At 62.2% G+C, this 17,343-nt stretch carries 16 protein-coding genes; 4 read left to right on the top strand and 12 right to left on the bottom strand.

Annotated features, from left to right (window positions below):
• Positions 1-43 precede the first annotated feature (43 nt).
• From KGJ62_07460 to KGJ62_07415, 10 genes are read right to left on the bottom strand one after another with little or no spacing between them, the layout of a single operon-like run.
• Positions 44-859 carry a hypothetical protein gene (locus KGJ62_07460; GenBank protein MDE2126410.1) on the bottom strand — a complete coding sequence of 272 codons (816 nt, stop codon included), beginning with the start codon at positions 857-859 and terminating at the stop codon, positions 44-46.
• Positions 852-1,415: a hypothetical protein gene (locus KGJ62_07455; GenBank protein ID MDE2126409.1), complete on the bottom strand. Its 564-nt coding sequence runs from the start codon at positions 1,413-1,415 to the stop codon at positions 852-854. The genes KGJ62_07460 and KGJ62_07455 overlap by 8 nt, the downstream gene beginning before the upstream one ends.
• The gene (gene pilM, locus KGJ62_07450) at positions 1,405-3,426 is read right to left on the bottom strand and encodes a pilus assembly protein PilM (GenBank protein ID MDE2126408.1); all 2,022 of its coding nucleotides are present in this window, start codon (positions 3,424-3,426) and stop codon (positions 1,405-1,407) included. The genes KGJ62_07455 and pilM overlap by 11 nt, the downstream gene beginning before the upstream one ends.
• A gap of 33 nt (positions 3,427-3,459) precedes the next feature.
• Entirely contained in the window at positions 3,460-5,013 is a 1,554-nt protein-coding gene (locus KGJ62_07445; protein ID MDE2126407.1) for a general secretion pathway protein GspK, read from the bottom strand.
• Between the two features lies 1 nt (position 5,014).
• On the bottom strand, positions 5,015-5,905 hold the full coding sequence (locus KGJ62_07440; GenBank protein MDE2126406.1) for a prepilin-type N-terminal cleavage/methylation domain-containing protein: 891 nt from the start codon (positions 5,903-5,905) through the stop codon (positions 5,015-5,017).
• Positions 5,898-6,554 (bottom strand): type II secretion system protein, encoded by a 657-nt coding sequence (locus tag KGJ62_07435; GenBank protein ID MDE2126405.1) that lies wholly within the window; start codon positions 6,552-6,554, stop codon positions 5,898-5,900. The genes KGJ62_07440 and KGJ62_07435 overlap by 8 nt, the downstream gene beginning before the upstream one ends.
• Entirely contained in the window at positions 6,551-7,135 is a 585-nt protein-coding gene (locus KGJ62_07430) for a prepilin-type N-terminal cleavage/methylation domain-containing protein (GenBank protein MDE2126404.1), read from the bottom strand. The genes KGJ62_07435 and KGJ62_07430 overlap by 4 nt, the downstream gene beginning before the upstream one ends.
• On the bottom strand, positions 7,135-7,557 hold the full coding sequence (gspG, locus tag KGJ62_07425) for a type II secretion system major pseudopilin GspG (GenBank protein MDE2126403.1): 423 nt from the start codon (positions 7,555-7,557) through the stop codon (positions 7,135-7,137). Before gspG ends, KGJ62_07430 begins: the two co-directional genes overlap by 1 nt.
• A 28-nt stretch (positions 7,558-7,585) precedes the next feature.
• Positions 7,586-8,875: a type II secretion system F family protein gene (locus KGJ62_07420; GenBank protein ID MDE2126402.1), complete on the bottom strand. Its 1,290-nt coding sequence runs from the start codon at positions 8,873-8,875 to the stop codon at positions 7,586-7,588.
• A gap of 17 nt (positions 8,876-8,892) precedes the next feature.
• Positions 8,893-10,566: a type II/IV secretion system protein gene (locus tag KGJ62_07415; protein ID MDE2126401.1), complete on the bottom strand. Its 1,674-nt coding sequence runs from the start codon at positions 10,564-10,566 to the stop codon at positions 8,893-8,895.
• A 297-nt stretch (positions 10,567-10,863) separates the two neighbouring features.
• Between KGJ62_07415 and KGJ62_07410 the strand changes: the two genes are divergently transcribed.
• Positions 10,864-12,474 carry a hydantoinase B/oxoprolinase family protein gene (locus KGJ62_07410; GenBank protein ID MDE2126400.1) on the top strand — a complete coding sequence of 537 codons (1,611 nt, stop codon included), beginning with the start codon at positions 10,864-10,866 and terminating at the stop codon, positions 12,472-12,474.
• A gap of 57 nt (positions 12,475-12,531) precedes the next feature.
• On the opposite strand, the gene KGJ62_07405 is transcribed toward KGJ62_07410, so the two are convergent.
• Positions 12,532-12,813: a hypothetical protein gene (locus KGJ62_07405; GenBank protein ID MDE2126399.1), complete on the bottom strand. Its 282-nt coding sequence runs from the start codon at positions 12,811-12,813 to the stop codon at positions 12,532-12,534.
• 47 nt (positions 12,814-12,860) lie between these two features.
• Positions 12,861-13,514, bottom strand: a complete 654-nt coding sequence (locus KGJ62_07400; protein ID MDE2126398.1) for a hypothetical protein — start codon at positions 13,512-13,514, stop codon at positions 12,861-12,863.
• 646 nt (positions 13,515-14,160) lie between these two features.
• Here KGJ62_07400 and KGJ62_07395 point away from each other — a divergent pair.
• From KGJ62_07395 to argB, 3 genes are read left to right on the top strand one after another with little or no spacing between them, the layout of a single operon-like run.
• The gene (locus KGJ62_07395) at positions 14,161-15,210 is read left to right on the top strand and encodes an N-acetyl-gamma-glutamyl-phosphate reductase (GenBank protein ID MDE2126397.1); all 1,050 of its coding nucleotides are present in this window, start codon (positions 14,161-14,163) and stop codon (positions 15,208-15,210) included.
• Between the two features lie 19 nt (positions 15,211-15,229).
• Positions 15,230-16,450, top strand: coding sequence for a bifunctional glutamate N-acetyltransferase/amino-acid acetyltransferase ArgJ (gene argJ, locus KGJ62_07390; GenBank protein MDE2126396.1), 1,221 nt, complete (start codon positions 15,230-15,232; stop codon positions 16,448-16,450).
• Positions 16,431-17,318 (top strand): acetylglutamate kinase, encoded by an 888-nt coding sequence (argB, locus tag KGJ62_07385; protein MDE2126395.1) that lies wholly within the window; start codon positions 16,431-16,433, stop codon positions 17,316-17,318. The genes argJ and argB overlap by 20 nt, the downstream gene beginning before the upstream one ends.
• The last annotated feature ends 25 nt before the right edge of the window (positions 17,319-17,343 follow it).

Genomic DNA, 17,343 nt, shown 5'->3' with positions numbered 1-17,343 from the left:
ACTATCTGTTCGCGGCCACACTCCTACACCTGGGCGCTCGGCGTTATCCGGCCGGCACCGCCATCTGGATGGTCATATTGCCGCCCGGCATGCCGAACGCGCGCCCGCCACCGCGGAAATTCCGGAACATACTCCGTATCCGCTGGCGCATCTGTTGCATCGCGTTCGAAGCTCCGCCGGCAGGGGCGCCTGCGCCCGACGGGGGCGGTGGGGGCGCACCGGGCTTCTTCGGCGCGGTGGCGCCCGTTGAACCGAGAAACGCCGCGCTCTTGTCGAGCGGCACCATCTTGAAGTCCTGCGACTTAGCCATCACGTGAGGTGTACCGACGCCCGTGATGGTAAGACTGGCGTCTGTGATATGTGTCACCTGATCGCCGAGAAACCAGGAGCCTTCGGAGACGTACTGACCCTCGTGAGTACTCGTGTTCTCGATCAGTGCAATGATGTGATTGCCCTGCCGGATCGTACCGGTATACGCCCAGCCTGCGAATGGATCGACGGGCGCCGGCATCGTCACGGGCATCGGGGCTTCAACCGGCGCGGACGCCGCAGGCGGCTGTGGCTGCTCGAACAGAGTTGAAGGTACGGCATGCGCATAATAGGAGAGCGGACGGCGCCCGTCCGACGCTGTTGCCGCAGTTGGCGCCGCCACCGTCTTGCCGTCGGTTGTCAGGCTGGACGGCGCCGAAGCGCGGACGGACAGCGGCCTGCGAGACGCATCCGGCCTGGGACTGGCGAAAACGTAGACGCCAACACCGATGCATGCGGCTGCGGCGAGAACTGCGAGAGTGCCGCGGAAGTTGCTCTTGTTGCGACCGCGCGCCGATTTACGCGCCGTCTGTTTGCGGCTGTTAGCCATTTGGAATGCCTCCTGAACTTGCCGATGGAATCGCTGTGGTGCACGCAGCGATATCCACCGTAACATCTACGGTGTGCGTCTTGGAATCCGGTGGATTGATCTGAACGTGCGTCACCGCCATCTTGCCGCCCGGATCCTCGGCAAGGTAAAGAAACTTGACCACGTTTGGCTGAAAGGCGGCCCGGGCTCGCAGCTCCACCGGTACCGCCAGTGTTTTGCCGCTCTGGAGAGTCTGCGGCCGCATCGGCTTTATCTCGTTGATATGTACTCCAGCCTGATTCGCGATGTGTTGAACCTTTTGAACCAGTTGCGGCACGACACGATCCGGCGCATCGGTGTACGCCGTATCGGCGATCTGTGCGTTCATCGCCGCGTTCTCGGCGGCGAGCCGGCGCGTGGTGCGCAGCGCTACCGCATTCTTCTCTCGCGCTGCTGACGCCGGAAGCAGCTGCCTGGCGGCGCCGGAACCGGATGGAACCATAAAGTTCCATAACAGCAAAAGCACAACGGTAATCCCGCCGCTGACCACCAGGTTGCGCTCTCGTTTAGTGCGCATTGCCGGCCTTTGAACTAGCGATCGCGGTATGCCGCGTTTGATGCGATACCGGCATCACCATCGGCGCCGGCCCGGAATGCGATACGGTACGCGAGCCATGTGCCGAGGCCACTGGTGATGGTCGCTTGGTGACAATGTGAGCTGGGGCTGCTGCCGCAGGTAGGTCGATTGTCGCTCCCGGAGCCAATTTCATCGTGATCTGGAATGTTGTCATTATGTTCGTCGGTGGCGGCGATGCGGAAGGCGACGGCACAGCCGGCGTGGGAACCGTCGGTGCTGTGGAAACCGGCGCAAGTGGTGCTGGTGCAGCCGGTGCATTTGCAGCCGAGGTCTGTCCGGCCGGCGCGGTTGCAACAAGCCTGGGAGTTGGTGCGGCACCCGGCACACTTCCACCACCGAATCGACCGCGGAATCCCCGCGTGCGGCCGCCTCTCGTCGGTCCAGCGCCGCCGGGCGGCGATGCAGACGCCGTAGCTGGATTGCTGTCGGTCATGCCGGGTAACGGGCCTCCACCCGGTAATACAGACTGCCTTACCGGGCTTGACGTTGCGGGGGAGTTTACGGTGGCGGCTCCATTCTGCTCCGCGGCGTCGCGCAGGTAGCCGAGTTGCACATTGCTAAACGCGCCGGTACGCTCCAGTTGGATGAGCAGACCGGTTGCCGCGAGGGCCGATTTGCACTCACCCTGGATCACTACTCCCGACTTACGGTCGAATGCAAACTGTGTCAACCACAGGTCCTTGTGACTGGCAAGCGCCGTTCCCACAGCCGTAATAACGTCCACAGCAGGATGCTTGAAGTCGAGCACAGAGTCCATGTCGGAGGCGATTGAGCTGTCGGCATCGTGCTGGGCCTGCACAACAGTCAGCGCCTTTTGAGACTGCGCCAGCTGATTGTTTGCTGCCAGATCTGCCTTGTGGGCTGCAGCCGAGTTGATGAGCCACGCGCGGGCAATTACAACCACAAGCACCAGTGCGACCGCAGCGCCCGCGACACCGAGGCGTCCGGCAAATGCCTGGCGGCGCCGCCTCCGGTGCTCGAGTTCGTCTTGCGGCATGAGGTTCACGCCGGCGATTGCCGCACCGCTATCTTGTGCCGCCGCACCGACCGAAACCGCGTACCGGATACCATCGTGATCGCCTGCGCGAACAAGCGGCGACTCAAGCAGCGTTACCGGCAACTCAAGCACGCTCTCCAGCCTCTGTGCCATTGCAGTGCCGCCGGGCGCCGCCGCGGCAGCGCCGCCAAGCCAGACAGCATCGATCCGTGCCTGCCGGAATTCAGTGCTGAATGCTGCGAGCGACCGTGCGATTTCACCGGCCAGGTCGGTTTCGAGAGCATTGAGGTCGGTAGCCTGCGGCAGGTTGGCGGCACGCGAAAACAGAGGCGCACCGTCGGCCACTACCGAAACCTGTGCTTCACCAGACTCTGCCGTCACTACAGCGATCGTTCCTGTTGACTCGCGTGCGTGTTCCGCCAATGCCAGCGTGGAGACGGTAAGCCGGTCCACAGACAAGCCGGCAGCGGTCACTGCCGCCATAACCTCGTTGATTATCCGGCGCTGCGCTGCGGCCAGGAGGACTGGCTGCAGGTCGTCGTGGGCATTCGCCTCGGTAATGGAAGTCTCTTTAACCTGAGCGTAGTCAAGGACCACGTCGTCGATAGGAAAGAGAATATGCTGCTGCGCCTCAAATGCTACCAGGCCGCGCATCTGGGCTGCATCTGCTCTTGGAAGTCTCGCCAGACGCACCATCACCAGTTGCCTTGGTAACGAGACCACGGCACGACGGCGCGATGTGCCGGATCCAACCACCGCGCGTTTGATCGCGCCGGCAAGCTCCGAACGCCGGTCCACCAGGCTGCTCCATAGGTCCCTTGGCAGACTCTCGACGGCACTGCGGGCAACACGCGCGTCGGCACGCTGCTGCACCTCGGCAACACGAACCGCATCCATCGCAAGTTCGATAGTCAGGCAGTCGGCTGCTGATCCGCTGCGCGCGTTTCTGCTCACTCAGTGCTCCTAAATGGGTTAAGTGCTGTCATATCAGAGGCCGCCTGCGCTGCTGCCGGAGCCGCTTGCGGAGCCGGTACCGGAGCTGCTGGACGCGGGTATCGTCGCTTGTGGCAGCACCGGCCCCGGCACCCATTGCGTCCAACCCGGATTCTGTCCCACGGCGCGCCACTGAAGAATTGCCGCCCCCTCGGGCCTCAACTCGACCATCGCTTCATATGCCGTAGTGCGTGGCGAACCTGCGGTACGCACTTTGACGCGGACGAGGTAAGTTGAACTCCGCGTGCTCAAGTCGCCGATTACGGCCCCAATCTGCGAGCCAACTGACGGCAGCGCGAAGAGGTCGCCGAGAGATTGGAACGCCTGGCCCGACTGCCGGTACTGTACGATTGCATCCAGGAGTGAACGGGTCATGCCGGGCACCATGGCCAGTACCTCTTGGGGCGCAGTGTTCACATCCACCTTGTCGATCCGATACTGTCCGGTATCGGTGGTCACCATGTCGCCAATCTGCTGCATCACAGTCGGCGTTATTCCGGGCACTTTGAGCAGATCGGCGATCGTCGTGTAGGTGTTGGTGGTTGCGGCCGCCCCGCCACCACCAGCCGCACCACCTTTGGCGCCACCAGCAGGCGCGCCGCCTCCTCCACCACCGCGATGGCGAACAATCGCCTCAGCCGTGGCGCTTGGAATCCCCGCGCTCTCCATGGTCTGCGCGGAGGCGGTGTTGATATCTACGCGCTGCGTGCCGTTCGCCGACTGATTCAGTTCTCGCTGGTCCGTGGTGAACAGATTAGCCATGCACAGGGTGCTTTGCGAAAAGATATCGGTAAAGTTGGTGTCGGAACTTGGCGCGGAAACTCCACCGCTGGCGCCGGCGCCACCTTGTGCAGCAACCTGCCTCGTAATTGTGGTTGCTGGCTGGCCGTTACTGCTCTGCGCCATCGACCCACCGGCCGGGCCACCATTTCCGCTTATCGGCGTGTAGAGCAAGTCTGGCGTCATTCCCTCCACCAACAACAGCTCGTCCACCGTGGTGTATGGCGCCTGCGCCTCTTGATACGGCGGCTGCAAGGTTTGGTAGTAGCTCGCGTATGGGTCGGTGGCGCCCGTTGACGAGGATGAACTGGAGCTGGCTGCGGCGCCGGCAGCCGGAGCTGCAGTCCGCCATGCGACGATGGCTGAGATCAGGTTTTGATTCTGCTGCAAAACGGGAAGTTCCGCGAGCGTCGTGGCCGAAACCGAGTTGAGATCTATAAACGCGCCGGTGTCGATGACATCCACCTTCACCCATGCGTTTCCAATCTGCATCCAGCCGTTTGCATCGGTTGAGGAGTCCGGCTGCAGGATGCCATAGGTAGCGCCGTTGTTACTCGTAGACTCCAGCGAGCTGATCGCGTAATCCACGGCGCCACGAGCGGCATAGTAAGCGTCGTTGTTTGCCTGAAAGTTACTTGCGGATTTGACCTCACGGGTTGCTGTAGTTGCAAAGGCTATAGCCACCACAGTCAGAATCATTGTAACAAACAGCGCAGGTATCAGCGCCTGACCGCGTGCTTTGAGCGGGGTGAAACGTGGTTGACGCATATCAGCCACCCGTTGACCCCGTGCCACCGCTGGTACTGGTGCTGGGCGGCGTACCAGGCGTACGGTCGATTGGCTGTGTCACCGCGATCGGAATCCACGTCTCGCTCGTGTGCGGGATGCCGCTGCTGTCGGCTACGGTCATCGATATATCGACCAGGGCCGGTAGTACGGTATCCTGACCGGCGGCGTTCTGGCCCGGTGGCAGGGTGCTTGTGCTGCTGGATGATGAGCTTGACCCCGACGCGGCGCCGGCGCCGGTACTCGTGCCCGTGCTGGTGGCTGTAAAGTCACTGCCCAACGACCCCTCGTAATCCCAGGTGCTCCGCCATGTCAGTTGGTTCAAATCCCAATACTGGATCGAGATGTTGAGCACGTGCTGGCAGAGGATGCCCTGTGCCGAAGTATCCGGGGTTTCAACGTCGGCAAGGTCCGGCACGGGTGACACCGTTCGGATCAGTTCCTGGCGCGACTGGTCAAAGTCGTATCGCACCACCAGCGCATCCGTCTGCGGCATCGTCGCGCTGTTCTGCATCTGCTGAGGATTGATCGAGCCGGCGCTCATTGTAAGGTCCGGCGCAGCCACGATGTTGGAATCCGTTGTAAGTGTCACCAAATTGCCGAAAGCTGCCGCGGCCGAGCTGCCTCCGCCCTGCCCTCCCGCTACGAAGACGGAGACGCCGGAATTCGAGGCAGTCGCACCGTGAAAATCCTGCGTGAGTGTGTTGAACGCCGCCCGCACCGAGCCGGAATCCGTCAGATCGTGCGATGAGCGCTCCTGGGCTTGCAGCGCTACCGACATCGCAAGCGCCAGGGCAGTCATGATCACTGCCATCATTACCATAGCTACAATGGCCTCTAGCAGCGTGAACCCGGACCTTGCTGCTCTAACCACCGCCAAAGCCTCCACCGCCCCGGAGTCCACCGCCGCCTCCGATGCCACCTCCAAGCCCCCCGCCGCCAGCGCCGCCGCCGAATCCGCCTCCACCGCGCAGGCCACCACCGCCGCCGGCGCCAAAGCCGCCGCCGCCGCGCAGGCCACCACCGCCGCCACCACGCAGGCCGCCGCCTAAACCTCCTCCACCAGGCCGTCCCAATCGCCCGCCTCCCTGCAGCCCACCACCTGCGCCACCGCTGCCGGCGCCCCCCGATGACGATCCGGTCTGCGTGCTGCCGGGCGCCGGTGGCTGGCGAATGTAGGTAGCCAGGGTTCGTTCCTGGGGATTCTGGGGCGAACCCCACATCACCTGAACGCTCACCTGATAGAGGTCCTGGAAACTCGTAGCCGCGATGGTCTGGTTGTAGTGGTAGTTGGGATGTTGGGGAGCGAAACTTCCGCTTGTTGAGCCCGGGCTGATGTTCTGGATGTTTTCAACCGCCGAGTTGAGCTGCTGCGCGGCCAGCAACGACGCCGTTTGGATCGAGCGGGCTTTGTCCTGCGCCCGAACTGATGAAGAAATCGCGGCCATGGCCGCACAAACGCCTATTGCGAGCAACATGGTGGCCACAATCATCTCGATCAAGGTAAAGCCGCGACGCATCATTCGGCCCCGGCCTCAACCAGTTGACCCGTCGCCGGCATCAGCATCCATCGGACTGTTTGTCCGTTGGGGCCAATCAGCGCCAGCTGAGCGGCATTGCTCGTACCATCGGGATGAAACACCACCGAGTTCGGCATGCTGGCGCCCATCAGTGAGTCGGGCGCAGCCTCGAACTGCACAATGGCGGCGTGTTGGCCCAGCGAACTCACGCTCTGCGTTGTGGACGGCTGCTGGCCGCCGCCCGTTCCGCCATGCTGCATGCGCCAGTCTGCATCGAATTGCTGCAGCGCGGTAGGACCGTCTTGCGGCAGATCGGTGGTTTGAGACTGGACCTGAAGCACCTGCGAAGCCGTGTCAAAGGTGATCACGACCGGAGCGTCGTTTTGAATCGCTCGCGCGTGTGCGCCCGCAAAGGTGCTCTCCACGGTGGCGGCAGCGGCCCGAAACTGCTCCGTGGCCATGAATCTGGCGTAGGCCGGCACCACCACAGCGCTAGTAACAGCGATTATGGTGATTACGCAGATCAACTCGATCAGCGTAAAGCCGCCCTGCAGGCGATGGCGTGTCTGGAGCGGTAGCATCACTACTTGCCGCTGATGTTCCAGCTCTGAATGTCATCCGCAGTGCCGAACTGCTTGTCCGGCCCGGCCGACGAGATGTCGTAGTCGCGTCCGGAGCCACCCGGTATCTGATACTTGTACGGCGTGCCCCAGGGATCGAGTGGAATGCTGGTCTGATTCTTAAGGTACGGACCGTTCCATTTGGGATCCGATTTGGTAAGCAGGGCGTTCAGCCCCTGGTCGTTCGTGGGATACTCACCGATATCCGCTTTGTACATGTCCAGAGCGTCATCGAATGACTTGATATCGGACATTGCGCTCGAGATGCGGGCATCCTGAGCACGGCCGATTACCCGCGGTATCACGACCGCAGCCATTATCGCAAGTATAACGATGACAACGATCAACTCGATAAGCGTAAAGCCCGCTGCGCTCTTGCGCACCATGTTTTGTTTCACCAGAATCCTCCCGTAGCTAATGGACCAGCGTATTGATCTGCAGAATCGGCAGCAGAATCGAGAGCACCACGAAGCCCACGAATCCGCCCATGCATACGACGATCAGCGGCTCAACCATGCTGGTAAGTCGCCGCATCGCGTTGTCAACCTCGAAGTCGAGGGTTTCGGCGGTTCGGATAAGCATGGCTGGGAGCCTGCCCGTCTCCTCGCCGACCGCGGTCATATGATTTACCACCGGTAGAAACACGCCGGTTTGCTCGATGGATGTGTGCAGTGTCTCACCCTGTCGCACGCCGCTGTACGCGGTCGTGATTGCATCGCTGGCCACAACATTGCCAACCGCGGCTGCCGATATCTCCATCGACTGGAGAATCGGCACACCACCCGCTAACAGAGTCCCCAATGTCCGCGCGAAGCGCGCCGAGATGATCTTGCGCATCAGCTTGCCGAACAGCGGTACCGACAATCGAAAGGCATCAAACGATTTTCGGCCGAAACCGGTGCTCACCCAGGCCCGGAATCCGACCACGACGCCGACCACGACGATCAGTATTGCCCACCAATAGTGCCCAACGGCCGTTGAAACCCCCAGCAGCAGCTGCGTTGGAAGCGGCAGTGCAGCGCCGAGGTCTTTGAACACGGCGCTGAGTTTTGGAATGACGTACATCACCAGGAAAATAATCGCAATAGTGGCTACAGTAATCAGTACCATCGGATAACTGAGTGCCGCCATGATCTGGCTTCGCCGAACCGCCTCCTTCTCCATGAAGTCGGCCAGACGAGCCATCACACTCGCCAACTGGCCCGAGACCTCACCGGCGCGCACCATATTCACGTAGAGGTAACTGAATTCGCGCGGAAACGCGGCAAGGGACTCGGAAAGCGGCTTGCCACTCCGGATATCCGACTGCATCGCGGTGAGCATCTCGCGAACCGAATCCACCTCGGCCTGGTTTATAAGTACCGAGAAGGCCCGGTCCATGGGCAGGCCGGCGTCGAGAAGGTCCGCCATCTCACGCGTAAACAGCAGCACCTGAAGACGGCCAACCCGCCGGCTGCCGGCTCCCGCGGCTTTTGGAGCTATCAGGCTCTGCCAAACCTGCGCAACCGAGCCACCGCTCTGCGTTTGGAGCGTGGCCGAAGCATTGCCGTTCGACCCCGCCTCCACGCGACCGGCGCCGATCTGAACCGGATAGACGCCCATGGCGCGGACTCGTGCCGCAGCCTCGGTAACATCACGCGCTGTGATGAGCCCGGAACTCGATTTCCCTGCGGTATCTATTGCCTCGTAATTGAATTGCGGCATTCTTGCGGCTTAAGCTTCTAGTTGTCGAACTCTTCGCGCTGACATACGCGCAAGACTTCCTGAATTGTCGTCGTGCCCTTGAGCACCCGCCTACGACCATCGTTCAACATGGTGGTCATTCCCTGAGCCTTCTGAGCATGCTGCCGGATGTTTCCAGCGGTTTCGTGTTCAACAATCATGCGACGTACCGTTTCATCAACCGTCAACAGCTCGTAGATGCCGGACCGCCCACGGAAGCCGATGCCGCGACATTCCGGACAGCCGGTCGACTTCATCAGGGGCGTTTGTCGCACATCGCCCGGGTCGATTCCGATGTCGCGCAGGACCTCCGGCTTCTCTTCGTATGGCGCGGCGCACCGGGGACAGTTCAGACGGACGAGGCGCTGAGCGGCAACCCCAATGAGCGACGAGGCCACCAGATACGGCTCTGCCCCCATATCCAGCAAGCGGCCGATGGCGCCTGGCGCATCGTTGGTGTGCAATGTAGAGAAAACCAGGTGGCCCGTGAGCGCCGCATGAATCGCGATCTCCACGGTCTCCCGGTCTCGAATTTCACCCACCATGATGATGTCGGGATCCTGGCGGACGATGTGGCGCAGGCCATCCGCAAAGGTCAGGCCAATCTGTGGCTGTACATGGATCTGGTTGACACCGGCCAGCTGGTATTCAACCGGATCCTCAATCGTAATGATCTTCTTCTCGACGCTGTATATCTCGTTCAGGCTGGCATATAGCGTCGTGGTCTTTCCGGAGCCGGTTGGCCCGGTTACCAGAATGATGCCGTGAGGCTCGGCGATGAGTTTGCGAAACCGCTGGCTCATCATGTCGGCCATCCCGAGCTCGTTCAGACCGAGAAGCGCGGTCGTCTTGTCGAGGATCCTCATGACCACCGACTCACCGTACACGGTGGGCACGGTGGAAACGCGCAAGTCGATAGAACGTCCACCGCTGCGAATACGCATGCGTCCGTCCTGCGGCAGCCGCCGCTCGGCGATGTTCAGGTCGGAGAGAATCTTGATTCGGCTTACGACCGCGGCATGAAACCTCTTCGGCGGCGAATTGATTTCGCGCAGCACGCCGTCAACGCGGTAGCGGACCCGCAGCTCCTTCTCGAACGGCTCAATATGAACGTCGCTGGCCCGGTCCTGAATCGCCTGGTTGATGATCAGGTTGACCATCTGGATGACGAGCTCTTCGCGCGCCATTTTCTGGAGATCGGCAACATCCAGATTATCGTCGTCATCCGCACCTCGCTCGGCCTCCTGCACATCCTGGATCATCCGCGACATATAGGCCTGTTCGCCCAGTCGGCGGATATCTGACGGCAGCGCCAGCATAGGGATTACTTCACGGCCCGTCAGGAGGCGAAGATCGTCGATGGCGCTGATGTCGAGTGGATCCGCCATAGCCACCGTCAATGCCGCGTCCGTCATACCCAGCGGCAGCAGTTGATGCCGGAGCGCGAATTCGCTGGGTACCATTTGCAGCACGCCGGGATCCGGTGGCTGGGCGGTAAGATCGACGATCGGCACCTCAAGCTGGTGGGACAACGCCTGAAGGAGGCCCTGCTCCGTGATATAGCGCATGCGGACCAGGACTTCACCGAGGCGCTTGCCATCCCCGGAACGCGTCTGCTCGGCAACGGCAGAATCGAGCTGCTCCTGCGTCAAAACGCCCGACTCGACCAGCATCGCCCCAAGAGGCGCCCGCCGAAATTTCAGCAACTCGTCTGCCTCCAGCCCAATGAGAACCTCGCTCACCGAATTCGCTGCACGCCAAAGAACGACGGCGCCCGGAATCCGCGCATGTGGTACCAACACACTGCGGCCTCGGCGCCGAATGTTTAGACGTCATTCCTGAGGCGCGGTTACGCGAATGTGTGCGCAGCGGACCGCGGTCGACTGAATGGTACCGGATAGCAGTACCATTGTCATCGGCGCGCATCGCACCTGCCGGAGCAATTACCGTTGGATAGAACAGAGACCGACATCGACGAAGTCCGCGGCGCGGCGCCGGACCCGGTGCAGATTGCGGTGTGGCGTCACCTGCTGGCGTCGGTTGCTGAAGAGATGGGCGCAACACTGGAGCGCACTGCATCCTCCCCGAACATCCGTGACCGCCGCGACGCGTCGTGCGCCATATTTGGTCCCGATGGCGAACTGATCGCCCAGGCAGCGCATATTCCTGTACACCTGGGCGCAATGGCAGTACTTCTGCGCTCGCTGCGAAACGAGGTGGCGTGGCCGCGCGGTATCGCCTGGATGTGTAACGATCCGGCGCACGGCGGAACGCATCTCCCGGACATCACGGTGGCGATGCCGGTGTATGTCGGTCTCGGCAAGTCGGCGCGCCTGGTTGGCTTTACCGCGTCGCGCGCTCACCATGCCGATGTTGGCGGATCGAGCCCCGGTTCGCTGGCGCCGGCAACGGAGTTGTGCCAGGAGGGAATTGTCATACCACCGGTGGCGCTGATGCGGGGCGGCAGCTTACAGGCCGATCCACTGGCAATCCTCTGTGCCAATACACGCACGCCGGATGAACGACGTGGCGATATCGCCGCGCAAATTGGGGCATGCCGCATCGGCTGCAGGCGTTTGGCCGCAATCGTCCAGACACACGGTTGGGATACCTACCAGTTGCGACTGGCTGAGGCCCGGCGATATTCGGCCGCCGCGATACGCAGCGCGCTGTTAGCTCTTCCCGACGGATGCTGGGAGGCCGAGGACCAGCTCGACGATGACGGCCAGACTGCCGGACCACTCTCAATCCGCGTCCGCCTCACACTGAAGGGCGGTCATGCGGACATCGATTTCACCGGCACGGCCAAGCAGTGTCAAGGACCCATGAACGCGCCACTGGCGGTAACCACTTCGGCATGCTGGTACGTGGTGCGGTGCCTGGTGGGAGACGAGATTCCCACCAACAGCGGTTGCTGGGAGCCGATAACCATTCGTGCGCCGCACGGGTGCCTGCTGAACCCCGCCGAAGGCGCGGCCGTCGCCGCCGGCAACACCGAGACTTCGCAGCGCGTGGTTGACGTGCTGCTCGCGGCGCTCGGCAAATGCGCTCCGGAGAGGTTCCCGGCCGCCAGCCAGGGCACGATGAACAACCTTACGATCGGTGGCTGGGATCCGACCCGGCGACGCAACTTCACCTACTACGAAACGCTCGGCGGTGGCGCCGGCGCAGCAAACCATCGGCCCGGAAGCTCAGCGATCCACAGCCACATGACGAATACGCTCAACACGCCGGCCGAGGCGCTCGAATCGTACTATCCACTGCGCATTGAGGCGCTGGGAATACGCTCGCGAAGCGGGGGCGCAGGCGAGTTTCCCGGCGGCGACGGCCTCCTGCGCCGCACGCGATTGCTCACACCGGCGGTCGTCTCCATCCTCGCTGAGCGCAGAGACTCTCGCCCACCGGGCGCACATGGCGGCGGCGGAGGCGTAACTGGACGGAATAGCATTGTAGAAGCCGACGGAAGTCGCCGCGAATTGCCGGCAAAGTGGAGCGGCGCGGTAGCCGAAGAGTGTGCCGTGGAGATTGAGACCCCAGGCGGAGGTGGCTGGGGACATGAAGTTCAACCGGCCGACTCCTGATTCTTGTTACCCCGTTGAGCAATCCGGCTGTCGGGCGTTCTTTGCCTTACTTAAGGATCAGGCTCCTGGAGTGCCATAAAGCGCTGCTCCGTGACTGGCTGGAGCGGGGGCCAGCCATCCGTGGCCGGGAACGGCAGCCATTCGCCCCGCTAGCCGCCGCCGCTCAAGCAGCGCATCCAGCGCCGACACACCTGGCCGCCGCCCGTTTACAGACAGCTGCGTGAGCGTCTCTAGCGCGATACCTTGTGGTGCGCTAGACACCCGATCTGCGGTGACAGCCACGGTCGCTACGGCGTGCGTACCGTCGCTGAAGATCACGCCGTCCGGTGTCAGGCTCACGCTCCCGTCGGTTGCGCTGATCAGGCGCCAGAAAAGTGAACCGGGGGTTACGACAAAGACGGGTCCCGCGGTCCCGGCCTTGCCTCCCCCCCGGGGGCTCCTGGCAGAGCCACCTGGACCTGGAGGAGGACGTAGGTGAAAGGCGGCACAACACCAGCGTACCCAGCGCTGATGCCTTCAATCGCGGTAGCCAGCTGGATTCCTGGCAGTTGTGCCCCGCCCGCCCCGGGCTTGAGCAGCACGGCGCCAATTCCCGAACCGGTTTGAGAACCCTGCCCGTCCGGCTGGGCAAAAGAGTTCACAGAAACCTTCACGCTGCCGTAATGCACCGGTCCCGGTGTGGCGGCCGGCTGGCTGTATGCGCCGGCGCCGCCGGCGCGGTTGATGGTCCACGTGAAGTCGCCGCCGTTGGCTGCCGCGCCTTTGAACGTGACGACCAGCGACAGTGACGAGGCGAGGGCGTTGATGGCGCGGGAACGCTGCGGCCAGTTTATGGTGGTGCGCACCGCGCCTGCAACGGCCGGTGCGCCGCCGCCGCCGCAGCTGGTTGTGGCGGCGGCGAGGCCAAGCGTCGCGGCAGCGGCGGCAATGCCTGTGAGGGAGCGGCGCCTACGCCGCGCGACACAAACAAAGCGAGCGCGCGCTAGAGAGAGAGACGAAAGCGGCCTGACGTACATTACGTCGGGCAATCGAATAACCATTCAAGCTGTCCCCCTTTGCGAACACGTAACGCTCGTGTGTCGTCCCGCTCATCGGGGGCTGGCGGGGACGCCGAGCGAACTGGCACCACTCCCCATTAAACTACCACACCGTGTCGCGACCTGCTCGGCAACCCGAATTCAGCCAGATGACGGTCGTCTGAGGCCTGTGCCAATCCCGGCTCGACAGCAGGGCGTCAGCGAGAGGTTCATACCGCGCTCCCCGCTGCCGGCGTAGTGGCGCTGCCCGGCAAGCCGCAAACCCTCTTCGCGGTCAGTCAGGTTCTACCATGAGGCAAGGAACCTACTCAGGTCAGGTTATGCGCGATTTACGGGCCACAACTTGACACGGCGCCTGCAAGCGTGGTAAGCTGAGATTGATATGAGATCCACCGGCCTTGCCGTTATGCCAGAGAAACGCCTCCGTCGTGAGCGAACAGATAGCACGCTTATGACCACGCTTCGTTAACGCCAAGCCGTAATACCGCTTTTTGCGCCGTGGTCCACGCGTTTGACGTTGGCCCGGCGCTTTTTCGTTGATGGAACCTACAGCGACCGCCGGCCAGTGTATGGCGGTGGTCGTTTTAGCGTTTAAAGATTTGGTACCGGACCACGCGGAAGATCCGGCAGCGAGGGAGACGAGAGACGGATGAACAGCGAAAAGAGAGCAGTCGGGATAGTTGGGGTAACGGGCTATGCCGGCGCCGAGGCTGCACGGCTCGTGCTTCGGCATCCACAGCTGCAGCTCGTTGCGGTGCAATCGAGAAGCAGCGCGGCAATGTCGCTGGCCCAGAGCGTGCCCAGCCTGGCCGGCGCGACCGATCTGATATGTTCCGGCGAGGACGCGCCGGATGCAATGGCCGGCTGTGAAGTGGTGATACTGGCGCAGGAGGGTGGCGCCGCGGTTCGCACAGCGCCGGAGCTGCTGAGCGCCGGCCAAAAGGTGGTTGACCTGTCGGCAGACTTCCGCCTGAAGCAGCCGGAACTCTATGCAGACTGGTACGGCTTTGCGCATGCCTCGCCTCACTTGCTGGAAGAGGCGGCATATGGCCTGCCGGAGATGAATCGCGCTTACATCGCGAAATCGCGCCTGGTTGCGAATCCAGGCTGTTATCCAACCGCAGCCACTCTGGCGCTGGCGCCACTGCTTGAGGCTGGCTACGCCGATACCACCAGCATCGTGGTGGATGCATGGTCCGGGATTTCGGGCGCTGGTCGCGCTTCCAAAGCGCACCACTTTGCCGAGACCAACGAGAATCTTTCGCCATACAAAGTCGCCGGCACGCATCGCCATACGCCGGAGATAGAGCAGGCGCTCTCGATCGCCGCGGGCCAGTCCATTCGCGTCAGCTTTACCCCACACACGGCGCCTGTCACACGCGGTATTCTGTGCACCTGCTACGCTCAGTTGACGGAGCCGGTGACGGCTGCCGATCTGCGCAACGTATACGCCACTCGTTACCAACACGAGCCATTTGTGCGCGTCGTACAGAATACGCTGCCTACAACGGCGCAGGTACGAGGCACAAACAACTGCGTCATTGGCGTGGAAGTAGACGCACGCGCGAATCGCGCCGTGATCATCAGCGCCATCGATAACATGGTGAAGGGCGCCTCAGGCCAGGCGATTCAGAATATCAACCTCATGCTGGGCCTTCCAGAGACGGCCGGGCTCGATGCACTTCCAGTCTGGCCATGATCCAGTTCAGGCACGACCTATGCTGACGCAATTCGAAACGATACGTGACCGGGGAGTCACAGCACCGGCCGGCTTCCGCGCCGGATCCGGACGAGCCGGACTAAAGTCGCAGGGGGACGATATTATCCTTGTCGCCATAGACCGTCCTGGGACCGTGGCAGGTATCTTCACCACGAACCGTATTCACGCGGCCAGCGTGGACTTCTCCAGCCAGGTAGCGGACCGCGGCTTCGCGATGGGCGTCGTCGCCAATGCCGGGTGCGCCAACGCCTGTACCGGCATAGACGGCGCCGCCGCCAACGTGTCGATGGCACGCAGCGCCGCAGCTGCGCTTGGGATTCGCGAGGATGCGGTGATCACCGCCTCCACCGGCGTCATTGGGCAACTGCTGCCTGTGCCGCTGGTGGAGATCGGCATCGCCGAGGCGGCAGGTCGCCTGGGAGCCGGCCAGCAATCCGATGAAGCGGTTGCCCGCGCCATTCTCACCACCGACCTGCGGACCAAGATGACGGCTGCAGAATGCCGCGCCGACACCTGGGAAGGGCCCATAACGATCGGAGCCGTTTGTAAAGGCTCCGGAATGATTGCACCGAACATGGCGACCATGTTGGCGTTCATCAGTACCGACGCCCAGATATCGCCGGCCGGGCTGCGCCGGGCGCTGGTCGGCGCTGCCAAGTCCACGCTCAATTCCGTGACAGTGGACGGTGACACCAGCACCAACGATATGGCGATAATCCTTGCTTCCAATGCGGGAACCCGGGCCGACGCCACGGAGGAAGCGCTCGAGGATTTCACCGATGCTCTTACGCGTGTCTGCGACACGCTGGCGCGAAGCATTGCCCGGGATGGTGAGGGTGCAAATCACCTTGTTAGCGTGCGCGTGGTTGGCGCCGCGTCCGACGCTGATGCGCGACGATGCGCGCGTTCTATAGCGGAATCGCCGCTGGTAAAGACGGCGCTATTCGGGCGTGACCCGAATTGGGGACGGATACTGGCCGCAGCAGGACGGTCCGGTGCGGCGCTGGACCCGGAGAGAGTGGAAGTGCACATCGGCACGAACTGTGTCTGCGCCCGTGGCACAGTCGCCACATTCGACGCCGATGAAGTTCGCAAGTTCCTGCAAAGCGATGAAGTGGAGTTGACGGTTGACCTGGGAGTAGGAGCCGCGGCGTGCCGGTTCTTCACCTGTGACTTGAGCTATGACTACATTCGAATCAATGCCGAATACCACACCTGACGAGAATCGCCTGGATGCCGCCACTCAGGCGGCCGTACTATCCGAAGCACTGCCGTATCTGCGCCAGTTCTACGGGCGGACGATCGTGACCAAATATGGTGGCGCCGCTATGACGGCCAACCACCTGAAGTCCAGCGTGATGGCGGATATCGCCCTCCTGCATTACGTGGGCATCCGACCGGTGCTGGTGCACGGCGGCGGACCGGAAATCTCCTCGGTCATGGAGCGCTACGGATTGCAGCCGCGGTTTATCAATGGCCTGCGTGTAACAGACTCATCGACGATGGAGATCGTGGAGATGGTGCTCTCCGGCAAGACCAATCAGGAGATCGTGGCTCTGCTCAACGCCCAGGGAGCACGCGCAATTGGACTCAGCGGTAAAGATGCCAACCTGCTCACCGCGGTCAAAATGGAGTGCGCCGACGGCGACCTTGGATACGTCGGTGAAATCGCACACGTGAATCCGGATCCACTGAACTTGCTGAGTCAGGCTGGATACATTCCGGTCATTTCGTCCATTGCGATCGGTCTCAACGGTGAAACATACAACATCAACGCCGATCACGCCGCAGGACACATTGCCGCGGCGCTGGGTGCAGCGAAGCTCGTGATATTGACCGATGTGGAGGGTCTCAGGTCCGACGTTAACGACGCCGGCTCGATCATCGCAGAAATGGATGTGACCGGCGCTGAAGCGATGCTCCGGAGCGGCCAGGCGGAGCGCGGTATGATCCCCAAACTGGAGGCGTGCATCACGGCACTGGAGGGCGGGTGTGAAAGCGCCCATTTGGTGGACGGCCGGGTGCCGCATGCGCTGTTGGTGGAGATATTCACGCGGACCGGCATTGGTACGATGGTAAAGCGATAGGAGAGACGGGATGCTGACACACTTT

This window comes from Armatimonadota bacterium, from assembly GCA_028871815.1.
Classification (GTDB): domain Bacteria; phylum Armatimonadota; class Chthonomonadetes; order Chthonomonadales; family Chthonomonadaceae; genus REEB205.
This window is presented reverse-complemented; position numbering and strand designations above follow the sequence as displayed.

Excerpts from the sequence above, each read along its gene's own strand:
- KGJ62_07455 (MDE2126409.1), bottom strand. The coding sequence starts at position 1,415 with ATGCGCACTAAACGAGAGCGCAACCTGGTGGTCAGCGGCGGGATTACC.
- KGJ62_07420 (MDE2126402.1), bottom strand. The coding sequence starts at position 8,875 with ATGCCGCAATTCAATTACGAGGCAATAGATACCGCAGGGAAATCGAGT.
- argB (MDE2126395.1), top strand. The coding sequence starts at position 16,431 with ATGCCGAATACCACACCTGACGAGAATCGCCTGGATGCCGCCACTCAG.
- KGJ62_07395 (MDE2126397.1), top strand. The coding sequence starts at position 14,161 with ATGAACAGCGAAAAGAGAGCAGTCGGGATAGTTGGGGTAACGGGCTAT.
- KGJ62_07460 (MDE2126410.1), bottom strand. The coding sequence starts at position 859 with ATGGCTAACAGCCGCAAACAGACGGCGCGTAAATCGGCGCGCGGTCGC.
- KGJ62_07415 (MDE2126401.1), bottom strand. The coding sequence starts at position 10,566 with ATGCTGGTCGAGTCGGGCGTTTTGACGCAGGAGCAGCTCGATTCTGCC.
- KGJ62_07435 (MDE2126405.1), bottom strand. The coding sequence starts at position 6,554 with ATGATGCGTCGCGGCTTTACCTTGATCGAGATGATTGTGGCCACCATG.
- gspG (MDE2126403.1), bottom strand. The coding sequence starts at position 7,557 with ATGGTGCGCAAGAGCGCAGCGGGCTTTACGCTTATCGAGTTGATCGTT.
- KGJ62_07445 (MDE2126407.1), bottom strand. The coding sequence starts at position 5,013 with ATGCGTCAACCACGTTTCACCCCGCTCAAAGCACGCGGTCAGGCGCTG.
- argJ (MDE2126396.1), top strand. The coding sequence starts at position 15,230 with ATGCTGACGCAATTCGAAACGATACGTGACCGGGGAGTCACAGCACCG.
- KGJ62_07400 (MDE2126398.1), bottom strand. The coding sequence starts at position 13,514 with ATGGTTATTCGATTGCCCGACGTAATGTACGTCAGGCCGCTTTCGTCT.